Source organism: Neoalteromonas arenosi, assembly GCF_030362855.1.
Classification (GTDB): Bacteria; Pseudomonadota; Gammaproteobacteria; order Enterobacterales; family Alteromonadaceae; genus Alteromonas_E; species Alteromonas_E arenosi.
In genome coordinates, this window is the sequence record NZ_JAUCBP010000012.1 from 225,634 (window position 1) to 244,226 (window position 18,593).

Sequence of the window (18,593 nt, forward strand, 5' to 3'; positions counted from 1 at the left end):
TTTCCCCTAGCAACTTAAAAGTAATAAAGAGAATCCAATGGGAAGAGCATTCGAAGTACGTAAAAACGCCATGGCGAAGACTGCTGGCGCAAAAACCAAAGTTTATTCAAAGTACGGTAAAGAGATCTATGTGTGCGCTAAAAACGGCGGAACGGATCCTGACGCCAACTTGGCATTACGTCGTTTGATGGATAAAGCGAAAAAAGACCAAGTACCTGGCCACGTTATTGAAAAAGCGATCGACAAAGCTGTTGGCGGTGCAGGCGAAGACTTCGTGCCGATGCGCTATGAAGGCTTTGGTCCAGGCAATTGCATGGTGATTGTTGATTGTTTGTCGGACAATGCTAACCGCACAATTACCGATGTGAGAAACTGCTTTACCAAGACTAAGTCAAACCTGGGTGCGCAGAACTCGGTGTCCCATATGTTTGATCATGCCGCTATTTTTCAATTCGCAGGCGATGATGAAGATGCAATCTTAGAAGTTCTAATGGAAGCTGATGTCGACGTCACTGAAGTCGAGCAAGAAGACGGTCGTATTACCGTATTTGCGCCGCATACGGAGTTTTATCAGGTAAAAACAGCGTTGACAGAAGCATTTCCAGATATGACTTTTGATACCGAAGAGATTTCATTCGTACCTCAAAACCACGTCGAGATCAGTGCTGATGATGTACCTAACTTCGAAAAGTTTATGGCGATGCTAGAAGATTGTGATGACGTGCAAGATGTCTATCACAATGCCATCTTACCTTCGGCGTAAATAAAAATGATGCAGGGTTAGAGTAAAGCGCAAAGGCTTTATTCTGACCCAATCACCTACCAATTAGTCAATTAAGTGTACGTTGTCATAACTTTTGACAATGCCCCATATAGATAGCCCAGCCCAAATCACTTCTAGACAGAAAACGGGCCAATTCTCAGTAACCCATAACTGTGGTAATAAAGCTATCGCCGCGTATGTATTGCATGCAAGGTAGAGTCGCTGCGATATTTTTTGTGCAGTGAATAACAAATAACACAGGCAAAATACAACGGTAGATGTCCAGCCTAGCGTGCTAAAGACTTTCGTGAGTGTCCCGTCCAGAAAGGCTAATGCTACCCAAGTTAAGAGCGCGAGAACTGCTAAATAAAAGCTTTTCTTGGTCATCGGAATGCGGGTTAAATTCATTCCCATCAATAGTGATGCGCTAACTATCATCCAGAAAGCGTTGATAGCTAAAGCTTGCCATGAGCTTAAGATATAGGATTGCACAACCAGCAAGGCTGCTGCGCTCAAATTGCCGCTGTAATATAGCTTTGTGCGCCAGTTTTCGACTGTGCTGATATACGCGTGGTTTGCCAAGTACAACAGCGTACCGAGCCAACCAACCAAGGAAATCATCATTGGTTATTCGGCCTGCAAATGGATGTGCATGTTTTTCACTAGCAATTCCTTACCCACGTGTGGTCCATTTAGCACAACAACTCGGCTGGTTAATAACATATTGCGGTTAATCTGCGTCGCATTATTAGGTTCGCGAATCGCCTCACTCCAGTCCAATACCGCTACGCGTGTGCCGATGGGTAAAGTATAAACGTCTTCAGAGTCAGTATCTGTGCCTGTAATGGCGGGGAAACCTTCGGCTGGAACCAATTCAGCGACATCTGTGATGGGCTGCTGATCAGCGACAAATACAATATTGGTCTCACCGTTCACCTGCTCACTGAATTTGGCGCTAATGGCTGCATCTAATTGCGCGATAACCTGCTCCCCATATGCAGATTTTGGAGCGATTACATACAGTGCTTCAATGCTGCGTATCGCATCAATTTTTTTGATTAATTCGCGTTGGGGTTTGAAGTGATTTGCGATGTTGGTATTCATCACATCATCGGCCATCGGAAGCGCATCTATTTCCTGCCGTATTAAAGCGGCAATTGCTTCTCTATCGGATGAAAATACTGATAAGCTCGAATTAACCCCTGTCTCTTTATCATCAATTTTTAGGGTTTCAATTTGCGAGTCGATCAAGGAACCATAGCTATATCCGTCGACAATTCCCACGCGCAGACCAGTTAAGTCTTTTCTTTCAGCCAAATTTTGTGATTGGCGGTTATAAAACACATGGCTAGATATTTTCGCAATTGGCTTAGAGAACAAAAATGTCTCGAGCCGTTCAGGTGTCTTGAAAAATGGATAGGAGATTGCTCGCTTATTGAGCGTTAGCAGAGCTGTAGCATCGGCGTATGGCACATACTTGAAGTTTAATTTTAGATCACTGTATTCAGCCACGGTAAGCAATAGTTTAGCAGCTTTACCAATCGGCTCGCCTTCACCGTTAATATAGGGCGTAAAGTCATCGACATAAACGGTAATGTGTTGTTCGAAATTAGCGGATTCGGTTGCTCCTTGCGCTGTTGCATATGCGTGAAGACTCAAGCTTGTGACTAACAATAGCAGACGGGTAAAACGAGCTTTCATCCCTTTGCTCTCCAGTAGAACCAAAAAATAATAGCGGCGAAAAGGACGCCAGAAAGAAACATTAAATCTGCAGGGAAGTCTGCGATTAATGTTAGAAACGAAGACGGGCCGCCATCATTGTGGTCCAATGTTGGGTTGGCCATTGCTTCGCGACTGAATTGGGTAACAAAAAAGAAAAATTCCAATACCGTAAATAGACTGATACCCATCAAAATATACTCAGTCTTGTAAGCACTGATTTTGGCTTGTCGACTGTTAGACTCTTGGATTTTGTCAGTACACAAATCAAGCATAGATTGACCGTTTTGGACTAGGCGATCATATTCCCAACAAGCAAATATATCTTGGATCAATCGACGTTTAACACGAGTTAAGTGACGCAAACTTTCGTTCACAGAAACGCCGTGTAATTTAGCCATCACACGACTTTTTTCAAGTGCGCGTTTTGCGCGCTGAACTTCGTTTTCAAGTTTGCGTTTATCACCCGAAAAAGCCCATTCAATTGCTTGCCGCAGTTCTTGGTTACACTTCTCCTGAGCAGTATAACAATATTGCGCGAGTACCATAGTTTCAATGCGATAATCTTGAGGTTGCGGTGCGATGACTACATATTTTAGCCAAGTCATCGATTCTTTTAGCAGGCCTTCATTTATTTTTTTTGCGTCTTGTGGTCGGTGCGTATCTTTGAGCCAATCCTCGATAACCTCGGCTCTCCCCGTTTCACTGAGGGCAGATTGATCAAGCATTAATGTTCTGGAAGGCCAATATATCTTTGGTTTTGAGGTGGCTGTATCAAATTGTGTAGATGCATTTCCACACAAATTTTCGGCCTTATTTAAAAACGCGATAAAAGACTCATAGGCTGTTAATAACACCGTCTCAGAATGCGTCAAAATTTGCTCATCGAGCAATGTGGCGTTCGTTGCGCTTACACCTCGCAAACGGATTTCGCCAATCGCCAAGTGCAGCGGAAAAACATGGAAGATTACAGTTGCACTGTCAAATTCTTTACGCCATGTGAATAATCTTAGCGTCGAGGCATCGTTAGTTGTATCAACGTAGTCAGAGCCGGCAAAAACATTAGTGGCTCTTGTATTACTGTTGGCTGTAATTTCAACCGCTGAGTCTACATCCGGTAGTGTTTCAATGAATGTCCTAACCAATTCTGCATCGTGTCGGAAACCGAGTTGCAATCCGAAAGGAATTTCGATTGGGCACAAAGTCGTTGTATCCCAATTCAACGTTTGTGCATCAGTATCTGCCATGAATTAACTCCATTTGTCGTAACTTAACACTATGATTGTATAGTAATTCTTGGCAGTAGAGGAAAACAAGCGATTTACTCTGCCCCCATCCTTACTCTATAATCCCGCCGAGCCAGCCAGACAATCGCTGTTTTACTTCGGTAAAAGGGAGGAAAGTCCGGGCTCCAGAGGGCAGGGTGCCAGATAACGTCTGGGCGGCGCGAGCCGACGACAAGTGCAGCAGAGAGTAGACCGCCTAAGCATAGTAATATGCCGGTAAGGCTGAAAGGGTGCGGTAAGAGCGCACCGCGCGACTGGTAACAGTTCGTGGCACGGTAAACTCCACTCGGAGCAAGACCAAATAGGATCCCTTTTTGTGGCCCGCACTGGGATCGGGTAGGTTGCTTGAGCCAATGAGTAATTATTGGCCTAGATGAATGATTGTCACGTCTATGACGAACAGAACCCGGCTTATGGCTGGCTCACATTTCTATTATTTTTTGAACTTTAACGTTCTGTAAGCCTCTACCTGTATTCGACAGGTAAGTTTTGCTGAGTTGTTAAAAAAATGTTGCTATAAACGCTGCGTTGGGTTTTTTAATTCTTGCGACAGTACTATGCTTAAATTCACAGTAATAAATGAACGACAATGTGGTTAAACCTTTGCCATCCATAATCGATATCGAAGCCAGTGGCTTCGGTGCTCACAGTTATCCTATCGAAATCGGCGTGGTGCGTGACGACGGGGCGAGATTTTGTCGTTTGATTAAACCCATTGCCGACTGGTTGCATTGGGATGAAGAGGCCGAAAAACTACACGGCATTTCGCGTCAAAAGCTCGACCAATACGGTAGCTCTGCTGTAGAAGTGTGTCTTGCCTTAAACGAGTTTGTCGGATTGAGAACACTGCACAGTGATGGTTGGGTAGTTGACTCGCCCTGGATGACTAAACTTTACGCTACAGCTGGTTGCCAAATGCAATTCCGCCTAAGTCCATTGGAATCTTTGTTGTCAGAGCAACACTTATTACGTTGGGACTCGATCAAACAAGATGTCAGTCTTGAATATGGGGGGGCACGGCATAGAGCGAGTGTTGACGCAATGATCGTGCAACAAACCTTCGCCAAAGTGAAGCACAGTGTCGCTCAGCAGCGTGTGATGCAGCCTAAACCACAACAACTAGCGAACTAAATCAGTCCCAATTCGATACTTTTTAAAACCGCTCGAGTGCGATCCCGAACCCCCAGCTTGCCGAGAATGCTCGAAACTTGATTTTTTATTGTACCTTCAGATTTAAACATCGACACCGCGATCTCTCGGTTACTACATCCAGCAGCCATTAAGCGCAAAATTTCTTGCTCTTTATTACTCAATGGCTCGATTAACGACTGTTCTTCAATATCGGCTGGTGGGTTATTCGCAATGCCGGTAAGGAGTCTTTCAGTGATTGCGGGTTGGATAAAGGTCTTGCCTGAAGCAACATCATTAACGGCGGCAACTAATGTCTCTAGCGACACATCTTTGAGAAGATAGCCTTTGGCGCCAGATTTTACTGCGTCTAACACCAGTTGATGCTCGTCAAAGGTAGTCAGCATAAGTACGGGAGGAGAAGTGTCCAATTCACGCATCGCTTGCAGAGTTTTAATGCCATCTAACACTGGCATACGGATATCCATTAACACCGCATCAACTGCATCGCTGGAGTGAGCTGCCAGCCAATCTAACGCTTGCTGGCCGTCAGCGCATTCGTGTTTTACGCATATGCTTCCCGATAACTCTAGTAAGCTGCGAATACCCGCTCTCACTAGTGCTTGATCATCAACGAGTAGCACTTGCAGTGTCATGCTGTAGTTCCAATTATTATCTGAGTATGAAAACCATGTTCATCGCGATTAAATACGACCTTGCCACCGAGAGCTTGTACGCGTTCAGTCATGCCGTTCAACCCATTGCCTAGCGTTAATGCGCTTTTTTGATTCACCCCGTTGTCACTAATTTCCAGGGTCAAATCGTCCTGCTGTTGTTCAAGTGTCACGTTAATCTGCTGTGCATCACTGTGCTTAAGTGTATTGGTGATCGATTCTTGAACACAGCGCAACAATACCTCAGCACATTGGACATTGTCGATATTGATCTCAGTGGGTATTTCGATATAGACGTTTAACTGCGGAGTGTTTTTTTGTAGGGCGGTAAACGCAGCGTGTAGATCAATGTGTGACTTCTCTCGGATCTCACTGACCGCCTCTCTGACATCGCTCAAAAGTAATTTTGCCAGGCCATAGCACTCGTCGATATGACGTTTACTCTCGCCATCGCTGATACGTGATGCCACTTGTAGTTTAATCGTCAATGCGGTGAGATGGTGACCCAGAAGGTCGTGGATATTGCGGGCAATTCGCGTTCTTTCCGACTGTTTGGTGGCTTCCGTTAACAACGACTGTGTGGCAATTAGTTCCCGATTAGCAATGCTCAACTCGGTATGCGCCTGTTTGGCTTTGATCATTGAGTTAATCATAACAAGCGCAAACAGATTAAACGTCCAAAACAATGTTGCTGTGATCAGCATGCCCTCGCGCTGCCAATAGTATTGATAGACCAACCAAAGTGGTAACGAGACCACTAAAGACAAAACAACGGCAAACTTAAATGGCATGACGTAGGGTAGAATTGAGCACATCATGACGGCTAATATTGCAGTGTAGGTATAGGGCACACTGAAATACAGTCCAATGATGATCAACCACTGCAGTGCAAAAAGTACCAATCGCGTCGTTGGTTCATGGCGGTACTCCCGCTCGCGTGTTGCCGCATGCCAGAATACCCAAAACAGCAAATACAAAGCGCCGGCTAGCAGCGTCTGGGCAGTAGAATATGAGTGGCTCTGCCACATCAAGTAAACGGCGCTAGCACTAACCAGTAGCCAAGTTACCAGAGCAGAAAGCACTTCTAATTCTATGCGTTGTAATCGTTCTAAAAACTTCATTCGGTAATTATGCCCACGCAGAAGATTATGGCCAATAGGTCAAAAGTCACTTTTTCTATCGTGACTTTTGGCACTGATAGTTGGCTATATAAGCCGCTAGAATCTGCTTCAATCATAGTGATGAGGACAGCTAGATGGCAAATTTACATTCATTCCTTTTTATTATTCACGTTGTATTTGGCGGTGCCGCCTTAGTTTTGTTTTGGATCCCCGTATTGACCAAAAAAGGCCAGTTAAATCACATTCAGTTTGGTCGCTATTACAGAACAGCGATGTACACAGTGGCTGCCAGTGGAGCGTTGATGGCCATGATGGTACTGATGTGGCCGATGACGGTAAAAGGGGATTTGTTTACCACTGCTCACGACCCTCAAATAGTAATAGAGCGAATTCGGGTATTATGGGGTTTCTTGCTCTATCTGAGTTTGTTGAGCTTTACTTCAACGCGACACGGTATGCAAACCCTCAATGCTAAAGCTGATCGTTCGATATTGCGCCGTTGGCACTTTGTGGTGCCACTGATAGTACTCTTTGTGGGGGGCGTTTTGCTTGCGGTCCTAGGCTATTTAAATAATCGTACATTACATATCGTCTTTGGTATCTTGGGCGTTGCAATCAGTGGCAGTATGCTGCGTTATTGCTTCAAAGCTACCATCAAGCCCGGTGAATGGGTGATTGAACATTTAAGCGCAATGATCGGCTCAGGTATCGGCGCATATACGGCATTTTTAGCCTTTGGTGGCCGCGTTATTTTCAGTGACTTAGGCGCTTGGCAGATGGTGTTTTGGATTGCACCAGGGGTTATTGGTGGTATCGCGGCGAGCGTAATTGCACAGAAATACGCCAAGCAAATGGGCTTGGCGAAGCGCCCTAATATTGAATAAAAGAATGAACCAAAAAAAAGGCTGAGTTTTTTACTCAGCCCTGTGCTTTTTTGATCAAACCGCTTAAGCCAACTTTTCCGCCGCGGCCCTTAGAGTTGCCGCTTTGTCGGTTTGCTCCCACGGAAACTCGTTGCGACCAAAGTGACCGTATGCAGCTGTAGGCTTATAGATAGGTCGCTCAAGGTCAAGCATCTTGATCAAGCCATAGGGGCGCAAATCGAAATATTCACGCACCAGTTGCGTAAGCGCTGAATCTGATACTACCCCGGTTCCAAATGAATCAATACTAATCGACGTGGGTTCGGCAACACCGATAGCATAAGAGACCTGGATCTCACAACGTTTAGCCAGGCCTGCAGCGACGATATTTTTCGCGACATAACGACCGGCATAAGCTGCTGAACGGTCAACTTTTGAGGGATCTTTACCTGAAAACGCACCGCCGCCGTGACGAGCCATACCACCATAAGTATCAACAATGATCTTACGGCCTGTTAATCCACAGTCGCCCATAGGACCACCGATAACAAACCGGCCTGTTGGATTGATATGGAACTGAGTTTGTTTTGAGATCCACTCTTCAGGTAATACCGGCTTGATCACTTTTTCCATCACTGCGTCACGCAAATCAGCAGTACTCACGCTGTCACAGTGTTGGGTAGACAAGACAACGGCGTCGATACCTACCGGTTGATTATTCTCATACACAAATGTGACCTGCGATTTTGCGTCAGGGCGTAACCATTCGAGTTCACCTGACTTACGCAGCTCTGCTTGGCGCTGAACTAGCCGGTGTGAATACGTGATCGGTGCAGGCATGAGTACATCGGTTTCGTCGCTTGCGTAACCAAACATTAAACCTTGATCACCGGCACCTTGGTCTTCTGGGCGGGCGCGATCAACACCTTGATTGATATCCGGTGATTGCTTGCCGATGGCGTTTAATACCGCACACGAATCAGCATCAAAGCCCATATCAGAATGAGTGTAGCCAATGCTCCTGACTGTTTCGCGCGTCAATTCTTCAATATCGACCCACGCTGAAGTAGTAACTTCACCACCGACCAGCACCATACCGGTTTTTACGAAGCTTTCACAAGCCACGCGCGCATGCGGGTCTTGCTCTAAAATCGCGTCCAGAACCGCGTCTGAGATTTGGTCGGCGATTTTATCGGGATGTCCCTCTGAAACCGATTCAGAGGTAAATAAATGTTTAGCCATTCGGGCTCCTATATAAGTGGCTGTCGTGCCATTTACATCATTATCGTCAAGTTTACTGATATATTTAAAAAAACACCAGTCTTTACTTCTAGACGTCTAAATGTCTATTTGTTAACTTAAGTTGACACTTACGTGCGATTCTCTCTCACGCTGTGATAAATCAGCATTGGATAGTAAAATTAGCTACTAAAGCCGTTGAACTCACACACTCTCTGAGTGAGAATAGCCGACCTAAATTTGTCGTATTTAAACCGCTGTGGAAACGCGTACGCGGCACAAAAAGATCAATCAGGAGAAATCATGTCAACAACTCTTTCACGTCGTGAGCTAGCCAATGCTATACGAGCGCTCAGTATGGATGCCGTCCAACAAGCAAAATCTGGACACCCGGGAGCACCAATGGGCATGGCAGATATAGCTCAAGTATTGTGGGGAGATGAATTGTCACATAACCCAGCAAACCCGGACTGGGCGAACCGCGACCGCTTTGTTTTATCTAACGGTCATGGCTCAATGTTGTTGTATTCGCTGCTGCATTTGACAGGTTATGACGTTTCGATTGACGATCTCAAACAATTTCGTCAGCTGCACTCCAAAACACCAGGCCACCCTGAGTATGGTTACGCGCCTGGCGTAGAAACAACCACCGGACCATTGGGGCAGGGGATCACCAATGCAGTCGGTTTTGCGATTGCTGAGAAATCATTGGCGGCCCAGTTTAATCAGCCTGGTTTCAATATTGTTGACCACTACACCTACGCCTTTATGGGCGATGGTTGCTTGATGGAAGGTATCTCGCACGAAGCATGTTCACTGGCGGGAACCCTTGGACTGGGTAAATTAATTGCATTTTGGGATGACAACGGCATCTCTATTGACGGCGAAGTCGAAGGCTGGTTTACCGATGATACACCCGCGCGTTTTAAATCATACGGCTGGCAGGTCATCGAAGCTGTTGACGGGCACGATCCCGAGCAAATTGCAGCGGCAATCAAAGCGGCTAAAGCCAATACCACACAACCGACACTGATTTGTTGTAAAACAGTGATTGGTTTTGGCTCGCCAAACAAGCAGGGCACGGAATCATGTCACGGCGCGCCATTAGGCGACGATGAGATTGCACTTACCCGCGAGGCCCTTGGATGGCACTACGGACCGTTTGAAGTACCTCAAGATATATACGCTGGCTGGAGTGCACTGGAGCGCGGTCAGGTTGCGGAAGCCGAGTGGAATGCGTTATTTGATGCATATGCTAAAGAGCACCCTGCATTGGCCGATGAGTTTGCCCGTCGTCAAGTAGGTCGATTGCCAGCAGATTGGCAAGAGAAGGCAACGGCTTATATCGAACAGTTACAAGCTAACCCGAGTAATGACGCTACGCGTAAATCATCACAAAATACACTAAATGCTTTTGGTCCTTTATTACCTGAACTTATGGGTGGTTCCGCTGATTTGGCCGGCTCGAATTTGACCATTTGGCAGGGGAGTCAGCCGCTAACTGCTGATGATGCCTCTGGGAATTACATCTATTACGGTGTACGTGAGTTTGCTATGTCCGCAATCATGAACGGCATTGCACTACACGGTGGCTTCAAGCCCTACGGTGCGACCTTCTTGATGTTTATGGAATATGCACGTAATGCAGTGCGCATGGCCGCGATCATGAAGCAGCCTGCAATTTTTGTGTACACCCATGATTCGATTGGGCTTGGCGAAGATGGGCCCACTCACCAGCCGGTCGAGCAATTAGTCGCCTTACGTTCTACCCCTAACTTAGACAACTGGCGCCCATGTGACCAAGTTGAATCGGCGGTTGCATGGAAAGCTGCGATTGAACGCAGTGACGGTCCAACGACCTTGATTTTCAGTCGCCAGGGCATGCCGCAACAAGATCGAACTGCCGAACAGGTAGCGAATATTGCTAAAGGCGGTTACATCCTGAAAGATACTACGGGAACGCCAGACGTAATTCTGATCGCGACTGGCTCGGAAGTACAAATTGCGGTAGCGGCCGCTGACCAGCTAACTCAAGCAGGCCAAGCTGTGCGCGTTGTTTCAATGCCGTCTACGGATGTTTTTGAGCAACAAGATCAAGCATACCGTGACGCTGTGTTGCCACCAAACGTAACTAAACGGGTCGCAGTCGAAGCGCTGAGTAAAGACAGTTGGTACAAGTACGTTGGCTTAAATGGTGCCATCGTCGGTATGGATACGTTCGGTGAATCAGCGCCTGCAGGTGATTTGTTCCAACACTTTGGGATCACTGTTGAAGCCGCTGTTACTGCGGCTAAAAGTTTGAATGGATAAACCGACGACTTTGGCACAACGACCAGTGCGCGTCGCTATTAATGGCTTTGGACGCATTGGTCGCAATGTTTTGCGCGCGTTATATGAAGCCCAGCGCGAAAAACAGATTCAAGTGGTCGCAATTAATGAGTTAGCCGACCCTGAAGGTATTGCACATCTCCTCAAATACGATACTGCGCACGGTCGCTTTGCGTTCCCTGTCAGTCGTGATAACGGCGATTTATTAGTCGCAGGCGATCGGATAGCGTTATTCCACCAGGCTGACCCGAGTCAACTGCCATGGGACAAGCTGAATATTGATATTGTCCTAGAGTGTTCCGGTGAATTTACTACGCGCGAAGAATTACAGTTACACACTCAAGCGGGCGCGCGCAAAGTACTATTGTCTCAGCCAGGTGCGCCAGATATGGATGCGACAATCATTTACGGCGTTAATCATCACGAACTTAAAGCCAATGACCAATTGGTTTCCAACGGCAGTTGTACAACCAACTGCATTGTTCCGGTCATTCGCGCGCTGGATCAAGCGTTTGAGGTACTCAGTGGAACAATCACTACGATCCACTCTTCGATGCACGACCAGCAGGTTATTGATGCTTATCATCCCGATTTGCGTCGCACCCGAGCGGCTAGTCAATCAATTATTCCGGTAGACACTCGCTTAGCAGCTGGTATCGAGCGAATTTTGCCTAAATTTGCAGGAAAGTTTGAAGCGATTGCGGTACGTGTGCCAACCATTAATGTAACGGCCATGGACCTTAGCGTAACCGTTAATACTAACGTAGATATTAAAGCGGTTAATCAAGCTGTACAAAACGCGTGTAGCGGAGCATTAGAACGAATATTGAGCTATACCGAGGAACCGCTGGTATCCTGTGATTTTAATCACGATTCACACTCGTGTATCGTCGATGGCACACAAACACGCGTGAGCCACAAACACTTAATTAAAACCTTAGTCTGGTGTGATAACGAATGGGGCTTTGCCAATCGAATGTTAGATACAGCGCTGGCGATGCACCACACCGAATATGTTCAGAATAATCAGGAGATAAGCTTGTGACAAACCTAATGCAGTCAATTAAAACCATGGATGATTTTGACTTAAGTGGAAAGCGAGTACTGATTCGTCAAGATTTAAACGTACCTGTCAAGGACGGTGTGGTCACTTCTGATGCACGAATTAAAGCCTCGCTACCGACTATTCAAAAAGCTCTAGAAGCAGGAGCGGCAGTGATCGTTATGTCGCACTTAGGACGACCAACCGAGGGTGAGCCAGCGGCAGAGTATTCATTGACCCCAGTCGTTAATTACTTGCGCGAGGCATTATCAGTGCCGGTTACTTTAGCGACAGACTATCTCGACGGCGTGGATGCCAAAGCAGGTGAACTAACGGTATTAGAAAACGTGCGTTTTAACGTTGGTGAGAAGAAAAACACCGATGATCTTGCTCAGCGCTACGCAGCATTGTGCGATATTTTTGTGATGGATGCATTCGGGACTGCCCACCGCGCGCAGGGCTCAACCCACGGTGTGGCTAAATTCGCGAAAGACGCCTGCGCCGGTCCGTTACTAGCTAATGAACTTGATGCACTAGGTAAAGCGCTTGAGAATCCTAAGCGGCCATTGGTTGCTATTGTCGGCGGGTCAAAAGTTTCGACAAAGTTGACGGTACTTGACTCATTAGCCGAAAAAGTTGACCAACTGATTGTCGGCGGTGGTATAGCCAACACCTTCATTGCTGCTCAAGGACATCAGGTAGGAAAATCATTAGTTGAAATGGATCTCGTCCCTGAAGCTCAGCGTTTAATCCAACAAGCGCAAGCCCAAGGCGGAAATATTCCGGTACCTGTTGATGTGGTGACCGGCAAGGAATTTTCAGAAACAGCTGCGGCTGAAACCAAAGATGTCAGCGCCATTGAAGCGGATGATATGGTTTTCGATATCGGTCCAGCAAGTGCGAAACAACTTGCTGATATTCTGACTAACGCAGGTACTATCGTGTGGAATGGTCCTGTGGGAGTATTTGAGTTTGACCAATTTGGCGCAGGTACAGAAGCGTTGGCTCGGGCAATTGCCGATAGTGATGCATTCTCAATTGCTGGTGGTGGTGACACGTTAGCGGCAGTCGACAAATATGGCATCGCAGACAAAGTATCTTATATTTCTACCGGTGGCGGCGCGTTTTTAGAGTTTTTGGAAGGAAAAACCTTGCCAGCAGTCGCAGTATTGGCAGAGAAATACTGATAAACTATCAATAATAATAAATACAAATATAACCTTTTTACCCTACACGCCGCTTGCGGCAAAACCGAAGGAGTTGTTTTATGGCATCTGAAGCTCAACAGGCAATGCTATCAAAAATTAAAGATCAGACAGGATTTATTGCGGCACTTGATCAAAGTGGTGGCAGTACACCTAAAGCACTGAAACTTTATGGCGTCAATGAAGACGCATACAGCAATGACGAAGAGATGTTTAGCGCTGTGCATGCCATGCGCACACGAATCATTACCAGCCCAGCTTTCAACGGATACCGCGTGTTAGGCGCGATTCTGTTTGAGAACACCTTAGATCGTGAAATCGAAGGTAAGTCGTCAGCACATTTTTTGTGGCAAGAAAAACAAGTCGTACCTTTCCTAAAAGTTGATAAAGGCTTAGCTGATGAAGAGAATGGTGCGCAAGTCATGAAGCCAATGCCAGGCCTTGACGAGCTGCTTGCCAAAGCCAATGCACAGGACGTATTCGGTACGAAAATGCGCTCAGTTATCAAAATGGCGAACTTAGATGGTATTAAAGCGGTAGTTAAGCAACAGTTTGATATTGGTAAACAAATCATTGCTGCGGGCCTAGTACCTATCATTGAGCCTGAAGTCGATATCAATAGCCCACAAAAAGCTGAAGCTGAAGCTTTATTAAAAATTGAAATTTTAGCGCAGCTTAACGCCTTATCTGCTGACCAAGTAGTCATGTTAAAACTGACATTGCCTGAAACCGCAAACTTCTACACTGAATTGGTTGAACACCCTAATGTGTTGAAAGTGGTCGCATTATCAGGTGGCTACAGTCGTGAAGAAGCCAATCAACGCCTGACAGAGAACAACGGTATGATTGCGAGTTTCTCTCGTGCGTTAACTGAAGGCGTATCGGCACAGCAATCTGATGAAGAGTTCAATGCAACGCTAGATGCCACTATAGAGAGCATTTATCAGGCGTCGCGCACTTAGTTAAAGCGCAAAAAAATAAGCCCCGCCGTCATCAGACGCGCGGGGTTTTTTAGGCGTAATGTAAATCGAAGTCGAGGGTTTTTAGGTGTTGCGTTTCTTGTTCTAAATCGGCACTAAAAATGGGTTTATCATCTAACCAATTAGGAGGGAACTGAACTGACAGTGCATCGCCCTGACAGCCAAAATCAACGTCGGGGAGAAACCCCTCTTGACGCTTAATATTTAATAGCACGGCCAGACGCATTAGCACGATCAATTGTTGAACCTGACGCGCGCTAAATAGACCGAATTCGGGAATATCATCGACGCGAATTTTTTTCCGCTGAAACCGTACGAGCGTTGCCAGCAAGAGCTGTTCTTCCTGGTTAAAGCCAGGCATATCAACATTTTGCATAATGTAGGCGCCGTGGCGTTGCACGCCTCTTGAATTGATTTGCAGTCCAACTTCGTGAATAAGGGCTGCCCATGCGAGCATACTGCGCAACGCTAAATCAGTGATCTGCCATTCTGATGCACAAGCATCAAACAATGCTAAGGCCGTAGCGTGAACCAGATTGGCTTGTTGGGTATCGACATCATAGCGCACAGCAAGACTTTGAATAGTTCGCGTTCGAATATCATTGTGCTCCAAGGATTCACTCATTTGATAAAGCACTCCTTCGCGCAATGCTGCTTGGGAGAACTCCATACTGTCAATGTGTAAGCTTTTAAAGATCGCAATTAAAATGGCCAACCCACCAGCAAAAACCGGTCGGCGATCTTCACTTAAACCTTCAAAGTTGAGTGCGTCAATTGTCTTTGCTGCTAAACAGTCTCGTCTGAGTTGCTTAAGCTGTTTAAGCGTAACCGGAGATTCTTTGTCAGGTGACTCTTGGCACAGGGCAATGATCGATTTAATTGTGCCAGAAGTACCGACGCAGGCTTGCCAGCCCAAGCTGCGATAGCGATTGTCAATCATCTCTAGAGCTTGTTGTGCAGCGGTAATCGCCTTCGAAAAGTTGTATTCGGTGAGTTCTCCGTTAGCAAAGAATCGCCTCGTGTAGCTAACGCAGCCCATTTGCAAACTACGCAATAATTTTGGCTCAAAGCCTTCGCCAATGACAAACTCGGTAGAGCCCCCGCCGATATCCACCACGAGTCGACGACCTTCTGAGTGAGAGGTGTGCGCAACACCACTGTAAATTAGACGCGCTTCTTCAGTACCGGAGATAATTTCAATGGGATAGGGAATGACCTGGCGCGCTTGGTATAAAAACACATGCGCATTGCGCGCTTTGCGCAGCGTATGCGTAGCAACAATCCGCACTGAATGCGTCTCGAAACCCTTGAGACTCTCAGCGATAACCTTCAGCGTATCAACTCCGCGTTGGATCGCCTCTGCCGTGAGTTTACCGTCTACCAATCCGTCGGCTAAACGCACTTTTTGTTTGACGCGATGTACGATTTGCACTGAGCCAGCAACGATACGCGCTACAACCAAATGAAAGCTGTTTGAGCCCAAATCTAGCGCGGCAACACGCTCAGCCTCTCGAACCTCTACCTCATCCAGTACATTCTCATCCGGCGTCATATTGGTCTTCCAATTTTTTTAAGTACTTGTAGATTTCGGTTTGCGAACGCAGTTTTTTCCGATTACCTCGACGCACGTAATTATTTTGCTGTTTAGCGTCGATTACACGCGCTTTTAACGTGTCTTTGAAATGTAACTCAAGCGTATCTTCGATGCGTTTGATCAGTACCGGATCATAGATCGGACAACCCACTTCAATTCGGTTGTCCATATTGCGAGTCATCCAATCAGCTGAAGAAATAAATACCTTTTTATCTCCGCCATTTTCGAACACCATAACCCTCGGGTGTTCGAGAAAACGGTCGACGATGCTGATGATTTCAATATTTTCGCTCAGCCCTTTTACGCCAGGGATCAGTGAACACATACCGCGAACTATTCCGCGAATTTTCACCCCTGCTTGGCTCGCTCGGTATAAATCATCGATCAGTTCTTTATCAACCAAGTTGTTGATTTTAAAAGTTATTCGACCTTTGGCTCCTTGATTAAGGTGCTGTATTTCAGAACGGATCAACGATTGGATTTTGGTCCGTGCATTCAACGGGGAAATCTGTAAATGCTGGAATTTAAAGCGGCGGTACGGATAGTTGATTAGATCAAATACGTTAACGGCTTCTTCCGCGAGCTCTTGATTTCGGGTAAACAAGCTAAAGTCGGTATAGATTTTCGCCGTTTTCTCGTTGAAGTTGCCGGTGCCAAAATGTGCATAGTGAATTAACTCACCTTTCTCTTCACGGGTTACCACACATAGCTTACTGTGAATTTTTAGCGTTGGAATACCCAGTACAACGCGTATTCCTGCGTCGGTCATGGTTTTTGACCATTCTATATTGGCTTCTTCGTCGAAGCGTGCGCGTAATTCGACCACTACGGTAACTTTTTTACCATTATCCACCGCATCGATGAGCGAGTTGATGATTCTAGAATGACGAGCGACCCGGTAAATATTGATGCGAATAGACTTAACACTTGGGTCAAACGCCGCTTGGCGCACGAACTCTGTAAAATGTAAAAAGCGATGATAAGGGTAGTAGAGTAAAATATCGCTGGCAGATATCGCGTCAAATACCGTATTGTGATTCGAAAAAGCGCCGCTGTTGATGGCGGGCATTGGCGCATTTTCTAAATATTCACGGCCTACATTAGGGAACCCGATAAAATCTTTAAAGTTGCGATAGTGACCGGCCGCGAGCACGGTGTCCAAGCGGCTAATTTTCAGGCGCTTGCGCAGGTCTTTAGCCATGTCGGCGGGCATTTCTTTGTCGTGGATAACACGCACAGGCTCGGCGATCATCCGTTGTTTCATACTCTCGGACATTTTTTCCACATAACTCTCATCAATCTCATCGTTGATTGAATACTCGGAGTCACGGGTTAGTTTAAAGGAGTACGCTTCGAGGGAATCGAACTTAACAAAGCCGCGAAATATTTCTTCGAGGCAAAGTTGAATAATGTCATCAACGAGGATGATGTACTTCTTTTTACGGCTTTTTTCCGGCGGTATAACAACAAAGCGCGACATCTCCGCTGTTGGAATTTGAATAGCGGCATACTTGGTGTTTTTGCCTTCGCGGCGTATCGCCACGTAGAGGTAAACAGAGTTACCGTTTAAACGCTCTAACAATTGCATCTTGTTATCAATCAAAATGGGGGCGATATGACGCAAAATTTTGTTTTTAAACACATCGCGTAACCATTGGCATTGATACTCATTTAATTCAGTTTTACGGACAATAAAAATGTTATAGCGCGCCAACGTGCGCTCTACATCTTTGTGAATGTCATTGAATTTGGCCGATAGCTCAACCACTTTGGCTTGTATATCTGCCATTAGCTGAGATTGTCGTTCGGCCTCTTCTTCGTTTTCCTCGTTCAATGCAATCGTAATTTGCCGCTTTACATCCGCGGCTCGAACGCGGTAAAACTCGTCTAGGTTGTTGGAGTAAATACCGAGAAAACGGATCCGCTCGACAATCGGATTGTTGGTATCAGCGGCTTCCTGTAAAACGCGTTCGTTAAATGCTAGCCAGCTCAGCTCTTTCGGATAATAGAGCTCTTCGTCAATCATGCCCTAACCTATTTTTCAAAAGTAATATCAACAACTAAGTCATTCGCAATGGTTTCCAATGCCGTCTGAATCTCCTCGGATTCGACATTGTCTGGTAATGCAACGACAAACTCTGCTTGAAACATCAAATTACCCCAATTCGGAGCACTTACACACTTCGAATTAAATTCTAAAATATTAATATTAAATTGTTGTAACACAGCGGTTATTTCACTGACGATACCTGGCTTGTCGTTACCAAGAATGTTGAAGTGGGCAATATTCAGGGTTTGAGGCGCAGGGGTTTTGACGTTGACCATTTGAATAGCCAAGTCGGGGATTGCATTAATTGATTCAACCAACGCATCGGCATTGTCCTGCGGTACAGTTACTTCTACGAAACCAGCAAATTGGCCAGCCATGTGCGCAAAGCGGCTAGCTTGCCAGTTTCCCCCATGCTGTCGTACCGCTTTTGCAAGTTTGTCGACTAGGCCAGTTTTATCGTTACCAATCAAAGTCATAACAAGAGATTTCATATAGTCTCCATGTTCAATAAATGGATCTCGCGAAGGCAAAACCTTCACCAAGCATAATTAATACTTGATATTACAATAGCACGTCTTACACTGCTGCAAGACTCTAAATG

Annotated in this window: 16 protein-coding genes and 1 other RNA gene; 8 read left to right on the forward strand and 9 right to left on the reverse strand. The window is 46.0% G+C overall.

The features are described from left to right. The first annotated feature begins 37 nt into the window (after positions 1–37). Positions 38–763 (forward strand): YebC/PmpR family DNA-binding transcriptional regulator, encoded by a 726-nt coding sequence (locus QTP81_RS14700; protein ID WP_289366525.1) that lies wholly within the window; start codon positions 38–40, stop codon positions 761–763. A gap of 63 nt (positions 764–826) precedes the next feature. Here QTP81_RS14700 and QTP81_RS14705 read toward each other — a convergent pair whose 3' ends face one another. Genes QTP81_RS14705 through QTP81_RS14715 form a run of 3 tightly spaced genes read right to left on the reverse strand, consistent with a single transcriptional unit; the run spans position 827 to position 3,729 of the window. Further along, positions 827–1,387 carry a CBU_0592 family membrane protein gene (locus tag QTP81_RS14705; protein ID WP_289366526.1) on the reverse strand — a complete coding sequence of 187 codons (561 nt, stop codon included), beginning with the start codon at positions 1,385–1,387 and terminating at the stop codon, positions 827–829. Between the two features lie 3 nt (positions 1,388–1,390). Next, positions 1,391–2,464 (reverse strand): transporter substrate-binding domain-containing protein, encoded by a 1,074-nt coding sequence (locus tag QTP81_RS14710; RefSeq protein WP_289366527.1) that lies wholly within the window; start codon positions 2,462–2,464, stop codon positions 1,391–1,393. Next, complete coding sequence (locus QTP81_RS14715; protein WP_289366528.1) at positions 2,461–3,729, reverse strand: hypothetical protein; 1,269 nt, start codon at positions 3,727–3,729, stop codon at positions 2,461–2,463. Before QTP81_RS14715 ends, QTP81_RS14710 begins: the two co-directional genes overlap by 4 nt. Before the next feature lie 108 nt (positions 3,730–3,837). On the opposite strand from QTP81_RS14715, the gene rnpB reads away from it, so the two are divergent. Together rnpB and QTP81_RS14725 are read left to right on the forward strand one after the other, a co-directional pair. Then, positions 3,838–4,197, forward strand: an RNA gene (rnpB, locus tag QTP81_RS14720) — RNase P RNA component class A. Between the two features lie 150 nt (positions 4,198–4,347). Further along, the gene (locus tag QTP81_RS14725) at positions 4,348–4,899 is read left to right on the forward strand and encodes a 3'-5' exonuclease family protein (RefSeq protein ID WP_289366530.1); all 552 of its coding nucleotides are present in this window, start codon (positions 4,348–4,350) and stop codon (positions 4,897–4,899) included. Here the strand turns inward: QTP81_RS14725 and QTP81_RS14730 are convergent. Together QTP81_RS14730 and QTP81_RS14735 are read right to left on the reverse strand one after the other, a co-directional pair. Beyond that, entirely contained in the window at positions 4,896–5,552 is a 657-nt protein-coding gene (locus QTP81_RS14730; protein WP_289366532.1) for a response regulator, read from the reverse strand. The two genes, QTP81_RS14725 and QTP81_RS14730, sit on opposite strands and share 4 nt — an antisense overlap. After that, positions 5,549–6,691 carry a sensor histidine kinase gene (locus tag QTP81_RS14735; RefSeq protein WP_289366533.1) on the reverse strand — a complete coding sequence of 381 codons (1,143 nt, stop codon included), beginning with the start codon at positions 6,689–6,691 and terminating at the stop codon, positions 5,549–5,551. The genes QTP81_RS14730 and QTP81_RS14735 overlap by 4 nt, the downstream gene beginning before the upstream one ends. A gap of 134 nt (positions 6,692–6,825) precedes the next feature. Between QTP81_RS14735 and QTP81_RS14740 the strand changes: the two genes are divergently transcribed. Then, positions 6,826–7,575, forward strand: coding sequence for a hypothetical protein (locus tag QTP81_RS14740; protein ID WP_289366535.1), 750 nt, complete (start codon positions 6,826–6,828; stop codon positions 7,573–7,575). A 63-nt stretch (positions 7,576–7,638) separates the two neighbouring features. Here QTP81_RS14740 and metK read toward each other — a convergent pair whose 3' ends face one another. Continuing rightward, a complete protein-coding gene (metK, locus tag QTP81_RS14745) occupies positions 7,639–8,796 on the reverse strand; it encodes a methionine adenosyltransferase (protein WP_289366537.1) in 1,158 nt (385 codons plus the stop codon). A gap of 300 nt (positions 8,797–9,096) precedes the next feature. Between metK and tkt the strand changes: the two genes are divergently transcribed. From tkt to QTP81_RS14765, 4 genes are all read left to right on the forward strand, one after another. Continuing rightward, complete coding sequence (gene tkt / locus QTP81_RS14750; RefSeq protein ID WP_289366538.1) at positions 9,097–11,103, forward strand: transketolase; 2,007 nt, start codon at positions 9,097–9,099, stop codon at positions 11,101–11,103. Then, a complete protein-coding gene (gene epd, locus QTP81_RS14755; protein ID WP_289366539.1) occupies positions 11,096–12,166 on the forward strand; it encodes an erythrose-4-phosphate dehydrogenase in 1,071 nt (356 codons plus the stop codon). Before tkt ends, epd begins: the two co-directional genes overlap by 8 nt. A gap of 8 nt (positions 12,167–12,174) precedes the next feature. Beyond that, positions 12,175–13,350, forward strand: a complete 1,176-nt coding sequence (locus QTP81_RS14760; protein WP_434532994.1) for a phosphoglycerate kinase — start codon at positions 12,175–12,177, stop codon at positions 13,348–13,350. Between the two features lie 80 nt (positions 13,351–13,430). Continuing rightward, positions 13,431–14,330, forward strand: coding sequence for a fructose bisphosphate aldolase (locus QTP81_RS14765; RefSeq protein WP_289366540.1), 900 nt, complete (start codon positions 13,431–13,433; stop codon positions 14,328–14,330). Positions 14,331–14,379: 49 nt separating this feature from the next. Here QTP81_RS14765 and ppx read toward each other — a convergent pair whose 3' ends face one another. The 3 genes from ppx to QTP81_RS14780 are packed head-to-tail and all read right to left on the reverse strand — an operon-like array spanning position 14,380 to position 18,483. Further along, a complete protein-coding gene (gene ppx / locus QTP81_RS14770; protein WP_289366541.1) occupies positions 14,380–15,900 on the reverse strand; it encodes an exopolyphosphatase in 1,521 nt (506 codons plus the stop codon). Beyond that, entirely contained in the window at positions 15,887–17,968 is a 2,082-nt protein-coding gene (ppk1, locus tag QTP81_RS14775; protein ID WP_289366542.1) for a polyphosphate kinase 1, read from the reverse strand. The genes ppx and ppk1 overlap by 14 nt, the downstream gene beginning before the upstream one ends. A gap of 8 nt (positions 17,969–17,976) precedes the next feature. Further along, on the reverse strand, positions 17,977–18,483 hold the full coding sequence (locus tag QTP81_RS14780; RefSeq protein ID WP_289366543.1) for a glycine cleavage system transcriptional repressor: 507 nt from the start codon (positions 18,481–18,483) through the stop codon (positions 17,977–17,979). Between the last annotated feature and the right edge of the window lie 110 nt (positions 18,484–18,593).